At 69.2% G+C, this 18,502-nt stretch carries 15 protein-coding genes; 6 read left to right on the plus strand and 9 right to left on the minus strand.

Going from position 1 to position 18,502, the window contains the following annotated elements; genetic code table 11:
* Positions 1-501 precede the first annotated feature (501 nt).
* From Voc01_RS16170 to Voc01_RS16185, 4 genes are all read right to left on the minus strand, one after another.
* Positions 502-1,653, minus strand: a complete 1,152-nt coding sequence (locus tag Voc01_RS16170) for an alpha/beta hydrolase-fold protein (RefSeq protein WP_203928251.1) — start codon at positions 1,651-1,653, stop codon at positions 502-504.
* Between the two features lie 232 nt (positions 1,654-1,885).
* Complete coding sequence (locus Voc01_RS16175; RefSeq protein ID WP_203928252.1) at positions 1,886-2,710, minus strand: carbohydrate ABC transporter permease; 825 nt, start codon at positions 2,708-2,710, stop codon at positions 1,886-1,888.
* Positions 2,707-3,615, minus strand: a complete 909-nt coding sequence (locus tag Voc01_RS16180; protein ID WP_239160236.1) for a carbohydrate ABC transporter permease — start codon at positions 3,613-3,615, stop codon at positions 2,707-2,709. The genes Voc01_RS16175 and Voc01_RS16180 overlap by 4 nt, the downstream gene beginning before the upstream one ends.
* A complete protein-coding gene (locus tag Voc01_RS16185) occupies positions 3,612-4,961 on the minus strand; it encodes an ABC transporter substrate-binding protein (protein ID WP_203928253.1) in 1,350 nt (449 codons plus the stop codon). The genes Voc01_RS16180 and Voc01_RS16185 overlap by 4 nt, the downstream gene beginning before the upstream one ends.
* A 372-nt stretch (positions 4,962-5,333) precedes the next feature.
* On the opposite strand from Voc01_RS16185, the gene Voc01_RS16190 reads away from it, so the two are divergent.
* Both Voc01_RS16190 and Voc01_RS16195 read left to right on the plus strand, forming a co-directional pair.
* The gene (locus tag Voc01_RS16190) at positions 5,334-6,356 is read left to right on the plus strand and encodes a LacI family DNA-binding transcriptional regulator (protein ID WP_203928254.1); all 1,023 of its coding nucleotides are present in this window, start codon (positions 5,334-5,336) and stop codon (positions 6,354-6,356) included.
* Between the two features lie 48 nt (positions 6,357-6,404).
* Complete coding sequence (locus tag Voc01_RS16195) at positions 6,405-7,364, plus strand: glycoside hydrolase family 68 protein (RefSeq protein ID WP_203928255.1); 960 nt, start codon at positions 6,405-6,407, stop codon at positions 7,362-7,364.
* Here the strand turns inward: Voc01_RS16195 and Voc01_RS16200 are convergent.
* Positions 7,355-8,626, minus strand: coding sequence for a hypothetical protein (locus tag Voc01_RS16200; RefSeq protein ID WP_203928256.1), 1,272 nt, complete (start codon positions 8,624-8,626; stop codon positions 7,355-7,357). The genes Voc01_RS16195 and Voc01_RS16200 overlap by 10 nt on opposite strands.
* A 371-nt stretch (positions 8,627-8,997) precedes the next feature.
* Here Voc01_RS16200 and Voc01_RS16205 point away from each other — a divergent pair, with 371 nt between their 5' ends.
* Both Voc01_RS16205 and Voc01_RS16210 read left to right on the plus strand, forming a co-directional pair.
* Positions 8,998-11,460, plus strand: coding sequence for a putative bifunctional diguanylate cyclase/phosphodiesterase (locus tag Voc01_RS16205; RefSeq protein WP_203928257.1), 2,463 nt, complete (start codon positions 8,998-9,000; stop codon positions 11,458-11,460).
* Positions 11,461-11,610: 150 nt separating this feature from the next.
* A complete protein-coding gene (locus Voc01_RS16210; protein WP_203928258.1) occupies positions 11,611-12,138 on the plus strand; it encodes a hypothetical protein in 528 nt (175 codons plus the stop codon).
* A gap of 206 nt (positions 12,139-12,344) precedes the next feature.
* On the opposite strand, the gene Voc01_RS16215 is transcribed toward Voc01_RS16210, so the two are convergent.
* Positions 12,345-13,130: a hypothetical protein gene (locus Voc01_RS16215; RefSeq protein WP_203928259.1), complete on the minus strand. Its 786-nt coding sequence runs from the start codon at positions 13,128-13,130 to the stop codon at positions 12,345-12,347.
* A gap of 221 nt (positions 13,131-13,351) precedes the next feature.
* Positions 13,352-15,229, minus strand: a complete 1,878-nt coding sequence (locus Voc01_RS16220) for a sensor domain-containing diguanylate cyclase (RefSeq protein WP_203928260.1) — start codon at positions 15,227-15,229, stop codon at positions 13,352-13,354.
* An 83-nt stretch (positions 15,230-15,312) separates the two neighbouring features.
* Here Voc01_RS16220 and Voc01_RS16225 point away from each other — a divergent pair, with 83 nt between their 5' ends.
* The gene (locus Voc01_RS16225; protein WP_203928261.1) at positions 15,313-15,570 is read left to right on the plus strand and encodes a hypothetical protein; all 258 of its coding nucleotides are present in this window, start codon (positions 15,313-15,315) and stop codon (positions 15,568-15,570) included.
* A 421-nt stretch (positions 15,571-15,991) separates the two neighbouring features.
* On the opposite strand, the gene Voc01_RS16230 is transcribed toward Voc01_RS16225, so the two are convergent.
* Entirely contained in the window at positions 15,992-16,549 is a 558-nt protein-coding gene (locus tag Voc01_RS16230; protein ID WP_203928262.1) for a Uma2 family endonuclease, read from the minus strand.
* A gap of 225 nt (positions 16,550-16,774) precedes the next feature.
* Here Voc01_RS16230 and Voc01_RS16235 point away from each other — a divergent pair, with 225 nt between their 5' ends.
* Positions 16,775-17,053 (plus strand): YdcF family protein, encoded by a 279-nt coding sequence (locus tag Voc01_RS16235; protein WP_203928263.1) that lies wholly within the window; start codon positions 16,775-16,777, stop codon positions 17,051-17,053.
* 429 nt (positions 17,054-17,482) lie between these two features.
* On the opposite strand, the gene Voc01_RS16240 is transcribed toward Voc01_RS16235, so the two are convergent.
* On the minus strand, positions 17,483-18,040 hold the full coding sequence (locus Voc01_RS16240; protein ID WP_203928264.1) for a Uma2 family endonuclease: 558 nt from the start codon (positions 18,038-18,040) through the stop codon (positions 17,483-17,485).
* Between the last annotated feature and the right edge of the window lie 462 nt (positions 18,041-18,502).

Consider the following 18,502-nt stretch of genomic DNA (forward strand, 5'->3'; position numbering starts at 1 on the left):
AGCACTTCCCGGAGGACATCGACGCTCTGCTGAGGCAGCACCCGACGCAACGGCTGCTCGACCACCGAATTCTAGGTTCGCGGCTCCACGAGCGTGAGGATCCGGATCGCCAGTGCCTTGCTGTCCACGTCCGGCCCGCCGAACGCGACGAAGACCACGACCATCCGGCCGTCCATGAGAACGTCGAGCTGTTCCGAATGATCCGACCAGGCGGCCTGCTTACCGAGCCGTTTGACAACCTCGGTGCACGACGGGCACATGGGGCCGTAGCCCCCGTCCAGCCGGATGACGGTGAACTGGAGGGTCGGGTCCCTCGGCAGGCCCGTCGTTGCCCGGCTCGTCGCTTCCAGGTGAGCAGGCCGTGAGCAACGCGATGGCAAGGAGCATCGCGAGGATCGCGCGCACTCCGACCATGCCTGCCCCCATCCCCGTCGTTCCAGGGGGAGCCTAGGAGTGCCCGGGTCTCGAAAGCGGCGTGGTGAATACGAGCGCGGGCGGGCGTCACCGGCACGGGGCCGACCCCGACCACAGGTAGTCCCGGGCGAAGATGGTGAACAACTGGCCCGCCGTCATCCCGTCGTGAGCGCCGCGGACCTGGGCCGTCCCGGCACCGATGCCCCGGGACCTGAAGTTGTTCGCGATGGCGTTCTGGGCCTCGGGGGCTCCTTCGAAGACCCCGTTGCCGAGGAAGACGAACAGCTTGTCCGAACCGATCGCGTCCGCGACGTTGTCGTAGTCCTGCGACGTGAGGGAAGGGTTGCCGGAGAAGTGGCCGAAGTACCCGAACGTGGTCGGGTAGTTCCGGATGACGACGCCTCCGGTCATCCCGCCGTAGGAGAACCCGCCGTAGGCGCGCCCCTCACGCGTGGTCGAGACGTTGTAGGTCTGTTCGATGAGGGGAAGGATCGTCCGGACCAGGTTGTCGGCCGCGTTGGCCTGGTTGTAGGAGGCGAAGTCCAGGCCCGTACCCGTGAAGTGGTTGCCCATGGTGACAACCACCGTGGGCTCGATCTCGCCCCTCGCTGTCATGTTGTCGAGAATGTTCGGGACATTCGCGGGCACCATGAAGTCGGTCTCGTCACCGAAGATGCCGTGGGCGAGGTACACGACCTTGTAGGGCTCCGCGCGGTGGGCGTCGTAGCGGGCCGGTAGGTAGACGCCGAGGTAGTGTCCGCTGTCACCCAGAATCGTGGTGTAGGGGATGTAGGTGACCTTGCCACGTTTCGAGCGGTCCGCGGTCGGAAGCTCGTAGTCCGCGCGGGCCTTCAGCACCGGATCGTTCTGTTTCCTGGCGTACGGCACGTATACGGCATCGAGAACATCGTTGTTCCGGACGCGGAACGAGGACTCGCCCGGAGGGCGCGGGTTGGCCGAGGCCGGGTCCCAGATGCGCTTGTTCGCCCAGCCCCGGGTCGGGTCCCAGACCCGGTACCAGTAGCTGAGACCTCCGGCGTGCAGCGGTACCGCGACCGACCAGTATCCCTTCGGGTCTCTGGTCATGTCTCTGAGGAACTCGGTACCGCCGGAGTGGTAGCGCCCGGGCTGCCACTCCTCCGGCTGGTAGCGCGTGTTGGCGGTGGCGAGGTCGAGCAGGGTCAGGTCTCCGGCGAGGCGGACCCGCGTGGCGTGGGGATTGCGGTAGACGAACGTCACGGTGTATCCGGTCGGTGAACGGCGGTCCGCCTTGACGGTGGGGCCTTCCACCGTTCGTGGCTTGCCGGCCACAGCGGCCGGCGAGGTGACCGCGGCACCGAGTGATACGGCCGTGAGCAACGAGATCGCACGCCTGAGCCAGCGCCTTCCGGTCGCCTGTCTCATCTGGACACACTCCTCCGCACGTGGGGGTGGGATCGGCTAACGGCTGTACCCGCGTCGGTCGATGTGCTCATCCCTTCACCGATCCTTGGAGCAGCGCCTTGATGAACTGGCGCTGGAAGATGAGGAAGACGATGAGTGTCGGGGTGAGGATGAGCAGGGATCCGGCGCAGAGTAGGACCTGGTCGGTGCCCCATTGGCCCTGGAAGGCGCCGAGGGCGCCGGCCATGGTGCGTTTGGCCGGGTCGTCGACGAGGACGATGGCGAGCAGGAACTGGTTCCAGGTCCAGAGGAACAGCAGGATGGTCAGTGAGGCGATCGCGGGCCGGGCGAGGGGGATCTGGACGCGCCAGAACAGCTGCCAGGTGGTGCCGCCGTCGACGCGGCCGGCGTCGGACAGTTCCTGGGGGACGTTGATGAAGTGGGCGCGCATCCAGAAGACGGCGAAGGGCATGTACAGGCCGATCAGCGGCAGGATGATCGCCCATCGGGTGTTGAGCAGGCCCATGGCGTCGACCTGGTAGTAGATGGGGGTGATGACGGCTTCGAAGGGGAGGGTGAGGCCGAGCAGGAAGAGCAGGAAGACGAACTGGCCGCCGGGTAGGCGCAGGTGGCCGAGGCCGAAGCCGGCCATGGTGGCGATGAGCACGGAGACCGGTACGACGCCGGCGACGATGAGCAGGCTGGAACGCAGCAGTGCCGACATGTTCGCGACGGTGAACGCGTCGACGAAGTTGCCCCACTGCGGGTCGCTCGGCCAGGCCAGCCCGGTGGGCACGGTGCCGCGCGGTTGCAGCGCGGCCGACAGCATGCTGAGGAACGGGAGCAGCGTCACCACGACCAGCGCGATCAGGAACACGCGGCCGGTGAACTGTTCGCGACGGCTCAGGTTCATCCCCTGTCCTCCCGGGTGAGCCGCACGATCGGAAGCACACACACGAGAACGAGCACCATCAGCACGACGCCGAGGGCCGATGCGAGGCCGACCTGGCGCTGGGCGAAGGCGAGGCGGTAGATCTCCAGGCCGGGCACCGTGGTCTGCAGGCCGGGGCCGCCGCCGGTCGCGATGTACACGATGTCGAAGGTGGCCAGCGCCGCGATCACCGTGACGGTGAGGCAGACGCCGATCTCCTGACGCAGGCCGGGCAGCGTGACCGCGAGGAACTCGCGTACCGGGCCGGCGCCGTCGATGCGGGCCGCCTCGTAGAGTGACGGCTCGATCTTGGCCATGCCGGTGACGAGCAGGATCGTGCACAGGCCGGTCAGCACCCACGCACCGATCACTCCGACCGAGGACAGGGCGGTGTCGAAATCGCCCAGCCACGCCCGCGCCAGCCCGCCCAGGCCGACCGCCCCGAGCACCTGGTTGACCAGACCGGACGTGGACAGCAGCCAGCTCCACGCGATGCCCGCCGCGACGAGCGGAATCACCTGCGGCAGGAACAGCACCGTGCGGACGAGCGTGCCGAACGGGCCGCTGGTGATCCGCCGCACCAGCGTGGCCACCACCAGGCCGATACCGACCGGGATGAGGCTGAAGAAGACGATCAGGACGAACGCGTTGCCGATGATCTTCAGGAGGTCGCGGTCGGTGAAGACGGTGACGTAGTTGTCCAGGCCCGCCCAGCGGGCCACGCCGATGCCGTTCCAGTGGTAGAGCGAGTACTGGAATGTGAGCGCCAGTGGACGCAGCACGAAGACCGCGTACATCAGCAACGCGGGCAGCACCCAGAGCCATCCGCTCCACCGGACCGTGCGGGTCCACCGGCGACGGCGGACCCGCACGACGGGTGAGGTCACCGGGAGAGTTCCTTCTCGTACTCGGACTGCACCGCCTTCACATACCCCTCGGGGGTCTGCTGCCCGGCGATGAGCTTCTGCATCTCCGGCGTGATCGCGGAGGCGAAGATGGCACCGGTCGCGTTGGCCGTGAAGTCGACCGCGCCGTTCTCCGCGGCGAGCTGTTGTGAGGCCTTGAGCGTCGCGGCCAGCACGGTGCCATCGGCGGCCGGGGGAATGGTCAGCTGTGACGGGCCGCCCGGGCTGGAACCGCCGACCTTCACGGTGATCTCGCGGGCCTTGGCGTCGGTGTGCACCCAGTTGAGGAAGAACGCCGCCGCGTCGGGATTCTTGGCCTTGGCACTGATGCCAAACGTGTTCGGAGCCGACATCGCGACGTGCTTGGCGCCCGCCGACTCGCCGGGGAAGAGGAAGAAACCGACGTTGCCCGCCATCGCCTTGTCGAGGTTGGCCGACTCCCAGTCGCCGTTGAACATGAACAGCCCGTTGCCCTTCTGGAACTCGCCCATCATCGCCGTGTAGTCGATGGCGTTCGCGTCCTTGGGGAAGTAGCCGGACTGGGCCCACTTCTGAATCGTCTGGGTGGCCTTCAGCGCGGCCGGGGTGTTGAACGTGGCGCCCGGCTTCTGGAAGATCCAGTCGGCGATCTGGGCCGGGTCGCCGAACTGGTTCTGCAGCGCCTGGTGCGGGAAGTTGATGCCGGCGGTGTTCTTGTTGAACTGCATGATCGGTTGCACACCGGCTGTCTTGGCCTCGGCCAGCAGCTCCTCGAACTCCGCGACGGTGGCCGGCGGCTGCGTCATGCCCACGCGTTGTGCCAGCTGCTTGTTGTAGAACACGCCCGTGACGCTGTAACCCAGCCCCATCGCGTACAACGACCCGGTGCCACGCGGCCGCCCACCCTCGCCGACCCGCAGCTGTTCAAGCTGCGACGCGGGGAACGTCGACCACTTGTAGGCCGTGAAGTAGGGGTCCAGGTTCTTCAGCAGGCCGTCCTTGACCAGGTCGACCATCGTGGGCAGCCGGATGATGTCGGGCGCGTTGTCCGAGGCCATCACCCGCGGCGCGTTCTCCACGATGACCGTGAACTGGTCCTCGCGGACGTTGAACTTCACGTTCGGGTGCTGCCTGGTGAACTCGTCCGCCAGGGCCTTCGCCAAGGGGAAGCCGGTCTCGGCGTACATCTCGAGCGTGACCTGCTCGCTGCCGAGCTCGGTGCTCACCGCGCCGTCGGCCTGATCCGACGGCGAACTGTCCGCACCGGGCGCGCTGCACGCCGCGACCATCGCCAGGGCGACCAGCGGCGCGGCCAGCGCCAAGCCCCGCCTTGCTCTGTATCCAGGCATCTATGGCTCCTTGCTTGTGCCGCACCCCGCCGACTCACCCACGGCGCTTGACTCCGGATGCCTGATCCGCGCTCGACAGCGTCGACGGTCGTCGCACGATGAACCTGCCGGACCGGATCGCCAGCATCCTGTCGCGGTGCCGCCCAACGAGGGGCTAGGGTCGCTAAACTGATTTAGCACGAGCATGGTCGCGGCATTCACCGGTGTCAAGGAGCATTTTGGCAACGGACCGGAAACGGCCGCTTCACACGGCACCGACCCGGCGCCACGGGTGGTGGGCCGCGTACCGTGCTGTCGCGGCTTTCACCCCGCGCCCGCACCGCATCATGATGGGAGCGGACGGCGGGGCGGCTGCCGCTGATCGGAGGATCGATGGCACACGACAGGGTGACGCTGGCGGACGTGGCGCACCGCGCAGGGCTGTCCAAGACCACCGTTTCGCTGGTGCTGAACGGCCGGGAGGGCACCCGCCTCTCGGCCGAGGCGCACCAGCGGGTCTTCGCCGCCGCCGAGGAACTCGGCTACCGCCCCAACGTGGCCGCGCGCAGCCTGCGTACCCGCAAGACCGCCACCATCGCGTTCGTATCCGACATCGTGGCCACCACCCGCTTCGCGGGCGGGATGATCCGGGGCGCGCTCGACGCCGCCCGCGAGCACGACCACGTCCTGCTCATCGCCGAGACACAGGGCGACGCCACCTTCGAGAAACACGCGATCGACGCCATGCTCGACCGCCAGGTCGACGGCGTCATCTACGCCGCGATGGCCACCCGCCGGCTCACCGTCCCGGCGGCCCTGCACGCCGGCCCGGTGGTGCTGCTCAACGCGACCAGCGCCGACGGCCTGCCCTGCGTGCTGCCCGACGACGAACGGGGCGGGCGCACCGCGGCCACCGCCCTGCTGTCCCAGGGTCACCGCGACCGCATCGCGGTCATCGGCCGCAACCAGCTCAAGGAGACCGACCCGGAGGTGTCGCTCGCCGCCGACGCCCGGCTCAACGGCATCCGTGCTGCGCTCGCCGACGTCGGCGCCAAGCTCCTGCGCGCGGCGTCCTGTCCGGAGTGGCTGCCCGAACACGGCTATACCGCCATGCGATCCCTCCTGCGCAGGGCGGTGCGCCCCACCGCAGTCGTCTGCATGAACGACCGCCTCGCCTTCGGCGCCTACCAGGCACTCGCCGACGCGGGGCTCATCGTGCCCGACGACATCTCGGTCGTCTCCTTCGACGACGACCCGATCGCGGCGTGGCTGCGCCCCGGCCTGTCAACCGTGGCGCTGCCCCACGAGACGATGGGCAGACGCGCCGTCGACCTGCTTCTGGACGGGCAGACCACCGGCACCACCCTCGTGCCGATGTCACTGCGGCGCCGCAGGTCCGTCGCCGCGCCGGCCTGACCGGCCTCCGTCATCGCGCTAAACCGATTTAATTGGTACCTTCCGCGTATGCTCCGACTGCCGGACCACTGGGTGTGGGACAGCTGGTACACCCGCGACCGCGACGGCGCCTCGCATGCGTTCTTCCTGCGCGCGTCGCGGGCGCTGCTCGACCCGCAGCGCCGCCACCACCGCGCCACGATCGGGCACGCGATCTCCACCGACCTGCGCTCCTGGCGGCTGCTGCCCGACGCGCTCACGACCGCCGACTCGCCGAGTTGGGACGACCTGGCGGTCTGGACCGGCTGCACCGTCAACGGCCCCGACGGCCGCTGGTACATGTTCTACACCGGGATCAGCCGGGCCGAGCGGGGCCTCGTGCAACGGATCGGGCTGGCCATCTCCGACGATCTCGTCGTCTGGCACCGCTACGGCAGCCAGCCGCTGGTCGAAGCCGACCCGGCCTGGTACGAGCTGTTCGATCCGAGCGTCTGGTACGAACAGGCGTGGCGGGACCCGTGGGTGTTTCCGGATCCGGGTGGCGACGGCTGGCACATGGTCCTCACCGCCCGGGCCGCCGCCGGTGCCGCCGCCGGTCGCGGCGTCGTCGGCCACGCCACCTCCCACGACCTGCTCCACTGGACCGTCGGGCCACCGGTCTCCGCGCCGGCCGGCTTCGGCCACCTGGAGGTCCCGCAGGTCGCCGTCGTCGACGGCGAGCCGATTCTGCTCTTCTGTACCAATGCCGGGAGTTCGCCACACCGCATCTGGGTCGCACCTGGTCCGGCCGTCACCGGGCCCTGGGACGTCGGCGCCGCCCGGCCCTTCGCGGATCCGCACCTCTACGCGCCCCGCCTGGTGACCGACGTCGACGGAGGCTGGTCGGTCATCGGCTTTCTCGACGGGGTCGACGGCGCGTTCGTCGGTGAGCTCAGCGATCCGGTACCCGTTCGCTACCACCCGGCGGCGGGTCTTGTCGCCCGCACGCCGGGCGGGCGCACTCTGTCCAGTGTGGATAGTCAGGCCTGAGGCCTGCTCCGGCCCAGCAGCCACCGGAGGGCGGCCCCGTCCTCGTAGGTCGGTCCGTAGGCGGCGTGGTAGTCCGGCAACGAGAACGCCGCGTCCTCGTACTCGGTGTAGTGCAGCAGCGTCCCGATCTGTTCCGGTGTCTTGCCCCGCGCGGCGTACGCGTCGGTCAACAGCGTCCGCGTGTTGCGGGCCAGGCTGATGTTCAGCAGGTGGTCGTGCACCCCGTGCGTCACCCACAGTGGGATCTCCGCCGCCGCGATCGCGGCCGCCTGCCCGGCGTTGACGGCGAAGCCGCCCGTGACCAGGCCGCCGGCGAAGAGGTCGGGCCGCTTGGCGAACGCGTTCCACGCCAACTGCGAGCCGTACGAGACGGTCGTGGCGTAGACCCGCCGCCTGTCGACGGCGAAGTCCGTGAGGAACTGGTCGAGCATCTTGACCAGCAGGTCCGCCTCGGCCGGGCCGCCCACACGCTGGTTCTGCGGTGCCAGCACGATGACGTCCTCGTTGCCGCCGGTCCACTTCGGCTGCAGCCATGCCGTCGCGGGGATGTCGGCGGCCACCTGGACGAGGAGGTTGTCGCCGTCCCAGCCCATGCCGTGTCCGGGCAGCACGAGCATCAGCGGGTACTTCTTCGCCGGGTCGTAGTTCTTCGGCAGGTGGTAGTGGTAGGGAAGCACCATGCCGCCGGACAGGTACGAGCCGTACCGGAACTCGTCGACGAGTTGATTGACGGCCTTCCCGGTCGCCCTGCGAGACGTGCCCGGCGCCGCCTTGGCCAGCACCGGACCCCTGCCGGCGCCGTAGCGCGGCTGGCCGTATACGTTCCTGCGCTGCACCACGCGGGTCGGCAGGTCCGGGTTCACCTTCACCGTGCACAGGAAGGTCGGGCACTTGGAGACGATGACCGTCCAGCCGGCGTTCTGGTTCGGATCGAGTTCGACGATGACGTACCGCCCCGGCACCGAGCGATGGTCCGCGCGGGTGGCGGCCGTGGTGTTGACGTACGTACGGACGACCGGCCGGTCGGTCAGCTCGGGTAGGTCCTCGATGGGGTTGAACCGGAAGTTGTAGAGGGTGTCCTGCACGGAGAACGTGGAGTTGTCCAACTCCCGCGGGTTGACCACGTCCCCGTACTCGACCGCGACCGCGGATACCTTCTGGCCGTACGTGTAGACCGTCGTGATCGGGGTGATACTCCGGATCCCCTCATTCGCGCCTGCGTCGTCGCGACCGCTGCCGTAGGCAACGCCCGATGTCGCCAATGTCAAGGCCGTAACAACCGCCACAAGCCGCCCAGCAAGCGCCATCGCCTTCCCCTTCGCCGTTCGCTAAACTGATTTAGCGGAGCATGCGCGCGCCCATTGACGTGTGTCAAGTACAAGCCCGCACCGGCGGGCCACCGGCCGGGGGCCGGTCCAGGACCGTACATTCCGCAACCGGAAGCCTTGTTCGACGCAGACTGGCCTGAACGGGCATCTTCCGCCCATCCCGCGGGTTCCAGCCCACATCTGCCGGTGTATCGGCCGGGCGGTCCCGGTCGCCGACAGTTCTGCGCGGTTCTCCTCAACGCGGCGGCGCCAGGGCCGATTGGTCGGTACATGCGCTGCCGCGAGCGCCGGCTGACGGTCAGGAGGTGATCGTGCGCGTGTTTGCGCCGCGCGAGCCTCAGGCGCCGTCTTCCACCGGGCATGCGTACGGGTCGAGGCTGTATCGCGATCCGGTCCTGCTCGGCGTGAGCGCGCTCGTCGCCGCATCCTCCGCCTGGTTCATGCTCGGCGGCGGTGGCCTGCACCCGCGCGTCCTGCTCCTGTGGGCGCTGCAGGTGCCGCTCGATGTCGTACTGTGCTGGTCCGCCTGGCGGGTCCGGGCCGTCGCCACCGGCCCGGCCCGGGGATTCTGGACGGTATTCGCCGTCGCCACCGTCATGTGGACGGTGGGCGATGTCATCCAGACCTTCTTGACCGCGCTGCATCCGGATGTCCGGACGCTCGACGGCGGCGCGGCGCAGACGGGCCTGTTCATCGTCGCGCTCGCCGCGATCGTGATCAACATGCTGCGCTACCCGATCAACGCGCACGGGTCGGCGGTTGGGCGGGAGCGGTTGGCGTTCTGGCTCGACGGCGCGGTGGTGTTCGTCGGCGGCGTGGTGCTCGTCTGGTGCTTCGCGATCGGGCCTGCGCAGGCCGACAACGGCGACCTGGTCGTGCCGCTGATCGGATCGAGTGTGGTGCTGGTCGCCGCGTTCGGTGCCGTCAAGATGGTGCTGACCGGATCGGCGCCGATGGTCGCCGCGGCCGCCGCGCCGATGGCCGCCGCGACGCTGATCCAGGGCCTGGCCGCATTCCTGCGCTCCGAAGATCCCAATCCGTTCATCTCGGCCAGTGCCTTCGCCGTCCGGATGCTGCCGGCGGCGCTGCTGGTCGTCGGCGTGCGCATTCAGGACCTGCGGGCGCGGGCCGATGCGGGCAACTTGGCGCCGCGGCCGCGAAAGCCGTACAGCCTTCTGCCCTACGGGGTCATCGCGGTCACCTTCGGCGCTCTGATCGCCATCCTGCCGCAGGGCGTGACCACCCGGCTGTGGGGAGTGGTCCTCGGCACGATCGTGCTGACCGGCCTGGTGGCCGCCCGGCAACTGGTCGCCTTCCATGACAACGTCAGTTTGATCAATCGGCTGGACGGTGCCCTGAGCGAGCTGCGCCGACATGAGAACAAGCTGCGCGACCAGGCGTCCTTCGACGGCTTGACCCGGTTGGCGAACCGGACGGTGCTGGCCGAGCAGCTGACGGCGGCACTCGGCGCGGCCCGGCGCCCGGTCGAGGTCGCGCTGCTCCTGATCGACCTCGACGACTTCAAGATCGTGAACGACACGCTCGGGCATGCCGCCGGCGACGCGCTGCTGGTGTCCGTCGCCAATCGCATCCGCGAGGCGGCACGCGACGGTGACCTGGTCGCCCGGCTCGGTGGCGACGAGTTCGCGGTCCTGCTCCGGGGCGCTTCCGGCACCGAGGCCCAGCAGGTCGCGCAGCGGATCCTGAGCGCGCTGGCCCGCCCGGTGCACGTCTTCCGGCACGACCTGATGGTTCAGGCCAGCATCGGGGTGGCCAGCGCCGACGAGCACGACGATCGGGACTCACTGCTGCGCGACGCCGACATCGCGATGTACGCCGCGAAGGACCGTGGCAAGGGACACTACGTCTGCTACACCGCTGACATGGGGCAGCGCATCCAGGACGCCGCCGACCTGGCCACACAGCTCGCCGCGGCGGTCGACAACGCCGAGTTGTCCGTGGTCTACCAGCCGATCGTGCGCCTCGGTACCGGCCGGCTCCTCGGTACCGAGGCACTCGTGCGGTGGCGGCATCCGCGGCGCGGGCTGATCTCGCCGGCCGATTTCATCCCGCTGGCCGAGGAGACCGGTCTGATCGTGCCGATCGGGCGCTGGGTGCTGGGCGAGGCGTGCCGTCGGGCCGCCGAATGGTGGCGGGATCAGCTGGCCGGCCATGATCTCGTGATGGCGGTGAACGTCGCCGGTCGCCAACTGCGGGAGCCGGGCTTCGTGGCCGACGTCGCCGCTGCGCTGGCCGAGTCGGGACTGCCCGCACGTTGTCTGAGCATCGAGGTCACCGAGACCGCTGTCTTCGACGACGAGAGGGCGATCGCGGCCCTGCACGCACTGCGCGACCTCGGGGTGATGCTGGCGCTGGACGACTTCGGTACCGCGTCCTCGTCGCTCGGCCTGCTACTGACCTGCCCGGTGACCACCCTGAAGCTGGACCGGTCGTTCGTGGAGTCGATCACGACGGTGGCTCGCCAGGAGGCTGTGGCCATGGCGGTCATCCAGATGGCCAACGCACTGGCGTTGAACGCGGTGGCAGAGGGTGTCGAGACCGTCGAGCAGGCCGCGCTGCTCCGGGGTCTGGGCTACCGGTACGCGCAGGGCTATCTCTTCTCGCCGCCGGTGCCGGCGGACGAGGCCGCCAAGCTGTGGGCCGGTCGCCAGCCCTGCGGGTGCGGAAGATGTGATGCGGACAGTTCGGGCGGCATGGTGGTATCCGTGGAAGAGGCCGCCCAGCCGGTCGTGTCGGTGGATGCGTAACTGGGCGCCGGGTACTGATGTCATCGGCGGGACCCGTCTCGCCGGCCCGGTGGAGACCGTCCTCGCTCGGCAGCGTGGCCGGGGCCCAGATCGGCCCGCGCCAGTAGCCGTCCGCCGCGTACAGCCTGGAGCCCGGCGGCGTCGCGCGTTATGACGTGGCGGCGCTGGCCTGCTCGGGGTCGGCCCGCTCCGTCGGGTTCTGGACCGTTGGCCGATACTGGTGCCGGCACCTCCTACCTTGATCGCGTGACCGACTTTTTCGCGGAGCCGTCCGGTGAGTTCGATCCCGGCGACGACGCTGCGCACCGGTACGCCGACCCGGATGAGATGTACGTCGATCGCGATCACGATGGTCGGATCGACATGGTGATCGAGGATGTCGACCGTGACGGTGACATCGACCGGATCACGACCTACCCGCTCGAGGAGGGGCATCCGGTCGTCGTGACGGAAGCCAGCGGTGCGTTCGGCGACCCTGAGCCGAATCTGGGCTACGCGGTGGACACCGACGGCGACGGCGACATGGACCGGGTCGTGCTGGACTCGACCACCCACACGCATACCGTCTACGAGGATGTCGACAACAACCAGACCGCCGACGTCACGTACACGGTCGACGACCGCTACTCCGGCAGCGGGACGGTCGAGCCCGACAACCCCAGGCGCGGCCTGCTCTGACGCACCGCGCGGGCACGGCGGCGAGGGCCGGGCGGAGGTTGAGGTCGGCGTCGCGGACCGCGGTCGTCGCCCTGCGGGCCGGTTCGCCCCACGCCTGTGACAGCGTGCGTGCGTCATCGGATCCGCGGTGCTGCTCCACGTCGGCCTCGGCCCGCGCCAGGCGGGCGAGGGCGCCCGCCGCGACCGGTGTCCGTCGGCCGGGTCTCTCACGGCCGATCCGGCACCGCCCGCGGGTTGCCGGTGACCACCGCGAGGGCCGCCGTGAGTACCCACCAGCGGCGCCGCTGGTGAAGCAGTTTGCGTCGCTGCTTCGCAAGCTTCGCCGGTATGGCCGCGACCACGGTGACGTGGTGGTGCTCCAACAGTTCGAGCACCCGGATGTACAGGCGCCGACCTGAAAGGCTGACCAGGGCGTTACCCGCCATCAGCGGCAGATCACGTCGCGTGTGCTCCTCCAGTTCCTCGATGCGTCCAGCTGCAGCGAGGGCTTCGAAGAGCATCGCGCTCGCCCGTAGCCGTGGCGACGACCACCAGGCGGCCGCGGCGTACGCCTGGCGCAACGCATCCAGAGCCTGCACCGGGCGACCATGCCGGAGCATCAGCTCGCCGTAGGCCAGCATCGGCTCCGTCGACGCCGGCTGGGCAACCCTCAGGGCGTCGGCCAGCAACCGGTCGGCCAGCGCCAACGCGGCCTCGGCACGATCCACCCGATCGAGCAGCGACACGACCTTGGCGAGGTCGACAGCGTCGGCACCGGCGCCGGCACGATCGCAGAACGCCAGACACTCCTCGACATCGCGTGCCGCCTCGGCCGTACGTCCCCTGACATGCAGACACCACGCCCGAACCGCAACCGCCCGCGCCATTGCCGCTGGGTGCTGCCCGGCGACCGGCCGCCACAACGCAACCGCCTCGTCCGCGTCCGCGATCGCCCACGCGTGCCGGCCCAGAAGGGAAAACCGCAACGCCTGCGACTCTCGCCACCGCGCCACCCTCGTCCTCCGTGCATGCCGCATCGGCCACCCCCACCGCCAGCCTAGAGACGCCGTGCCCGCCCGCAGCCCTCCACCGACACCCCCAGCCAGGAACGACGGAGCTGTTCGGACCGCATCCGACCCACTCACCCACTGCCGATCGAAACTTCCGGAATCTTGACGCGGTTACCGCCCTGATCCGGTCGGTTCGGTAACGGGCGGCTTGCGGCGGCGCCCGGTCAAGCGGAGGCCGCCGCCTTGCGGTCGTTCTTCGCGGCGTACATGGCGGCGTCGGCGTCGCGTAGCAGGCGCTCCATGTCGTCGGCCGGTCCGGTCGAGATGCCGACGCTGGCGCCGACGAGCAGCCGCTCGCCGGCCACCTCGACCGGGTCGCCGATATTGTCCCTGACGGTGGCGGCGAGCCGCAGCGCCTGCGCGGCCGAGCCCTCGGGCAGGAGGACCGCGAACTCGTCGCCGCCGAGTCGGGCGACCGTGCCGCCGGGACTGGTGCTGACGGTGCACGCGGTCAGCCGCCGCGCGACGGCGATCAGCAGCTCGTCGCCCACGTGGTGACCATAGATGTCGTTGACCTGCTTGAACCCGTCCAGGTCGATGATGAGGACACTGACCTCTTCGGTACCGGCGGCCGCGCGGAGCCGCTCGCCGAGCAGGGCGCGGTTCGCCAGGCCGGTCAGCGCGTCGTGGGTCGCCCGGTGGCGCAGTTCCTCCTGCAACTCGTGTGCCTCGGTGACGTCGCGCGCGCTGTAGAGGAAGCCGCGCACGCTCGCGTTGTCCCGCAGGTCGACGCCGACGATGTCGAGCCAACGGTACGTGCCGTCGATGTGGCGCAGCCGGACCCGCGCGGAGGCGTCCGAGCCCGGTTCGGCCGCCAAACGCTCGCCCAGTTCGCCGATGACGGGCAGGTCATCTCGATGCACACGCTCGTGGACGAGCATGCCGACAGCGTCCTCGGGCGTTGTGCCGAGCACCTTTGCGACGGACGGGCTTGCGTACGAGACGGCGCCCCGGTCGTCGACCACAAGCGTCACGTCGGACGCGTGCTGCACCACCGAGCGGAACCACTCCTTCTGGCTGTGCAGCTCCAGCATGCTCTGGTCCAGGCTGGTGAGCAGCCGGTCGTTGTCCTGGAAGGCGGTCAGCTGACGGCTCAGGACGAGCCCGGTGATGATCAGGACGCCGATGGCCACACCCCACACCCGGGCGCCCGGCTCGGCGGCGAAGAGCGCCACGACCATCAGGATCTGTGTGGCGACGACCGCGAGGTACGGCAGGCGGCTGTACCGGCGGCGCCGGGACTCCGGCCGCCCGTCCCGCCGCCGCATGTGCAACTCCTGCATGCGCAGGCTCGCCACGGTCAGGATGCACGGCAGGAGCTGGATGACGAACATCAGCCGCGGGTTCGAACCGCCGGTGAGGACGGGGCCGATCGACGTGGCGAGCGCGCTTCCGGACACGCCGATGCCGCCGGCAAGGCCCGCCACCCTGGTGAACGGCGCGGTGCCGCTCAAGATCAGCTTCAGCAGACCGAACACGGTGATCAGCATGATGATCGACGTCGCCGCGGCCACGTACCGGTCGGTCATGCGGTCACTGTGCAGCCGGCCGGCGAGCAGGAAGTACCACAGGAACACCCCGACCGCGACGAGGACGGTCGCGGCGTCCAGCAACACCCGCAGCCGCTGCCGGCCCACCGTGCCGAGCGGATGGCGCAGCATCGTCACGACCATGACGCCCATTGCCACGACGACGAACGCCGTCTGAACCAGGCTGGCGTTCACGTGCTGCGGGTCGTGCAGCACGAGCACCGTCTGGTACCCGTCACCGGTGGCGCACAGCGCGCCCGCGAGGGCCAGCGACCGCCAGAACCGGCGTCCGGCCGGCTCCCGGCCCAGCGGCATCAGCCGGAGGGAGAAAGCGACGATCGCGGTGTCAAGACCGGTCTGGATGAGCCACGACGACCGGTTGCTGCCCAGGCCGGCCAGGAAGAACGGCACCGTGGCGAGCGCCAGCCCCAGCAGCACCAGCAGGATTGGATCGCACCCGGCCCGCCTCGTGCCACCCGGGCCCCCGCCGGCACCGGCACGGGTCCACCTCACCCTGGCTCCAATCGGGGACATCGTTCAGACGCCGGTCGGCGTCAGGCCACTCATCGGCCGCAGCCCACGCCGACCTGAGGCCGATGCGGATGCGACGCCCGTCGCGCGGTCCGCCGCAACCCGACGGCACCCTGCGGCAACGGGAAGCGGACCCGCGATGGCGTCTCGGCGCCGCGCTGGACACGGAGGTGGGTGAGGATCTGGTGCAGGCGGGCGGTGTTGTGGCGGCCGAGATGGCGGGCCCATTCCTCCTGTACGACGACCTCGGTTCGGCGGGCCACGTCGGGCGCGGCGAGTCCGCGGTCGGCGAAGGTCACCAGTCGTGCGCCGGTGCGGCGTGAGCGAGAGCAACGAGAGGAGCGCGAAGACCAGCGGATCCGCGCCATCCACGCCGAAGTCGCCGGACTCCGCCGCCAACGGATCAACGTTGCCGAGGGACTCCAGAACCTACCGCCCCACCGGTGACCAGGACGTCGACACGGCCTGGTGGGACACCCTCGCAGCCGGTTCGCCGCCCTGGTCACCGCAGAACGGACCTACGGTGGTGGTCGCACGACAGCTGAGATGTCCATACGTGAGGGGATCTCTGTGACCACGGCCGTGACCACAAGATCACAGATGCCCGTCTATTTGCGTGGTGGGCGAGGCTCATGAGCAAACAGTGCCGGGTCTTCGTCGACCCACCGGCGCCAGATGGCGGTGCCGAAGAACATCATTGCTACCAGCCGGATCCGCCGTACGGCGTCGCCAGGACGTCGAGCTCTACCGACGGCGGAGCAGGGCCCGGGTGTCGATCTCGATCGGGAAGGGCTGATCGACGGTCAGCGTCTCGCCGTACTTCGCAACGGCGTGCTCGTCATAGTTGTTGCCGTCGAGATGGAGCAATCGAAGCGTTACCGCGCCTGGACCCTCGGGCTCGGCGAGGAGGTACCACCCGATCCGGGCCGCCGCGTAGAGCTGCATCTTCAGTACCCGGTCTGACCCGGCGTTCCCGCGCGACACGACCTCTCCGACCAACGCCACGTCCGCTGCGTCGACCATTGTGCCTTCTTCGACCGGAGTGACCACGATATCCGGAATGAAGATTCGTCCGCTCTGAAGCCGCACGTTGATCGCCTCGAACACCCATAGCCCGGCGCTGTCGGCACCGGCGTCGAGCAGGTGCGCCAGCCGGCGTGAGACGTGCTGGTGGCGCATGGTCGGTGCCGGGCTCACCAGGAGACTCCCGTCGAAGAGTTCGATCCGATCGGAGGTCTCGCCGAGCGCGAAATACTCTTCCTCACTCCACGGCCCCACATGGTCCAGTACGGCTGCGGTCATCGGCTCCCCACCTCCAGACGGATGCTCACACAAGCGTCCCACATCCGGGATCCCGCCACGGATCGCACGGATCCGTGGCGGATGGGCGATGGACGAGCCAGCGTGTACGCCGGGTCCTGCCCTTCCGACCGGCACAGACCTGCCGCGACGTCACTGTTGATCTTTGCTGGGCCGTCGCTGGGCCGTCGGGCCTACCTACGACGCTGGAGAGCGTCCACGTCGAGTGTGATCGCGGCCGACCTGTGGGTGTACGAGGCGGTCAGCTACCGCGAGTACGCCTTGGAGCACGGCGTGCCCGACGGCAAGATCCTGAACGAGACCGCCTCCCGGACGACGGCCGGGAACGTCACGCTCACGCGCGAGCTGCTCGCGGCGAAGGGCATCGAGCCGAAGACGGTCATCGTGATCAGCCGGTCTTACCAGCAGCGCCGGGCCTACGGCACGTTCCGGAAGCTAGGGCCCGAGGTCACCGCTCCGCGGTTTGCCCCCGAATCGACGGGTTGATCGCCGTCGACGTCCACGAGGACCGGGCCGACGACAGCATCCCCCGACGCCGCGATCGTCCACGGCGCCCAGTCGGCGTCAAGGGCGCTGCGCGTCGGCACGCCGATGGCCTACGGCCACCCTTGACTCCGACCGGTCACCGCAGGACCCGGCATCTATCGGGGGATGCGGAGGGGTATGGAAAGCGATCATGGGGCCGTCTCTGGGCCGTCTCTGGGCCGTCGGGCCGTCGGTGGGCCGTCGAATGACGACTGAAATCGACCACCTCAGCCGACAACGGAGAGCCATACCCGCAGATCGAGGGACCAGGAGAAGCCGGGACCAGGTGAGCGACGGACGAGTTGGCCTGTACGCCGGGTTCTCCCGGGCTCAAGCGTGCTGACCTGCGGATACTTCCGCCGACGGCCGCCGTAGGACGCGGCCAGGACGTCAGGACGGTAGGTCGTCGACCTCGACCAGGAAGGCGAACGGCGAGTCGACCGCTAGCGTCTCGCCGGCCCCGGCGGTGACGTGCTCGACGTAGTGGTCGCCGTCGAGTCGCAGCAGCCGCAACGTGGCCGCGCCGGTCTGGCCGGGTTCGACGAGCAGGTACCACTCGATTTTCGCGGCGGCGTAGAGCTGCATCTTCAGCAGCCGGTCGTTCCCCGCGTTGCCCGGTGACACGATCTCGCCGACCAGCACGACCTCGGCCGCTTCGATGAATGTGCCCTCGGTGTCGGTGTCGGCCACCACCAGGTCCGGGATGACGATGCGGTCGGGGCCGAGCCGGAGGTTGACCGCCTCAAACGCCAGGAGGCCGGCCGCTTCGGCGGCCCGGTCGAGCGTGTACGCGAGGACCATGGACAGCCGCTGGTGCCGCTTACTCGGCGCGGGGCTCACGACCAGACTCCCGTCGAAGAGTTCGATCCGGTTGGGCGTCTCGCCGAGCGCAAAATACTCGGCCTCGGTCCATGGCCCCGGGTGCGGATCCAGTACGGCGACACTCATCGGCGGTTCACCTCCTCGACCATGCTCCCACAGCCGGCCCCCGTCAACGCCGCCCTCGAAGGGCGCGACGGACGAGTCGGCGTGTACGCCGGGTTCTCCCGAGTAGATCGGCTTTGCCTGCGAAAACTTACTCCCGGCAGTGCCGTAGGACGTCGCCAGGACGTCATGTCCTGCCGACGGCTGAGCAACGCTGGGTATCGATCGCGATCGGAAAGGGTTGATTCACGTCAGCGTCTCGCCGAATTTCGCGACGGTGTACTCCTTACGAGGGTTGCCGTCGAGACGCAGCGACCGAAGCGTCAACGCACCCGGACCTTCCGGCTCCGCCAAGATGTGCCACTCGATTCGGGCAGCCGCGTGAAGTGTATCTTCAGGACTCGGTCCAATCCGGCATCCCCACGCGACACGAACTCGCCGACCATCGCCACGTCGGCAGCGTCGCACCATGCACCCAGGCTTCGA

Source organism: Virgisporangium ochraceum (genome assembly GCF_016863655.1).
Classification (GTDB): Bacteria; Actinomycetota; Actinomycetes; order Mycobacteriales; family Micromonosporaceae; genus Virgisporangium; species Virgisporangium ochraceum.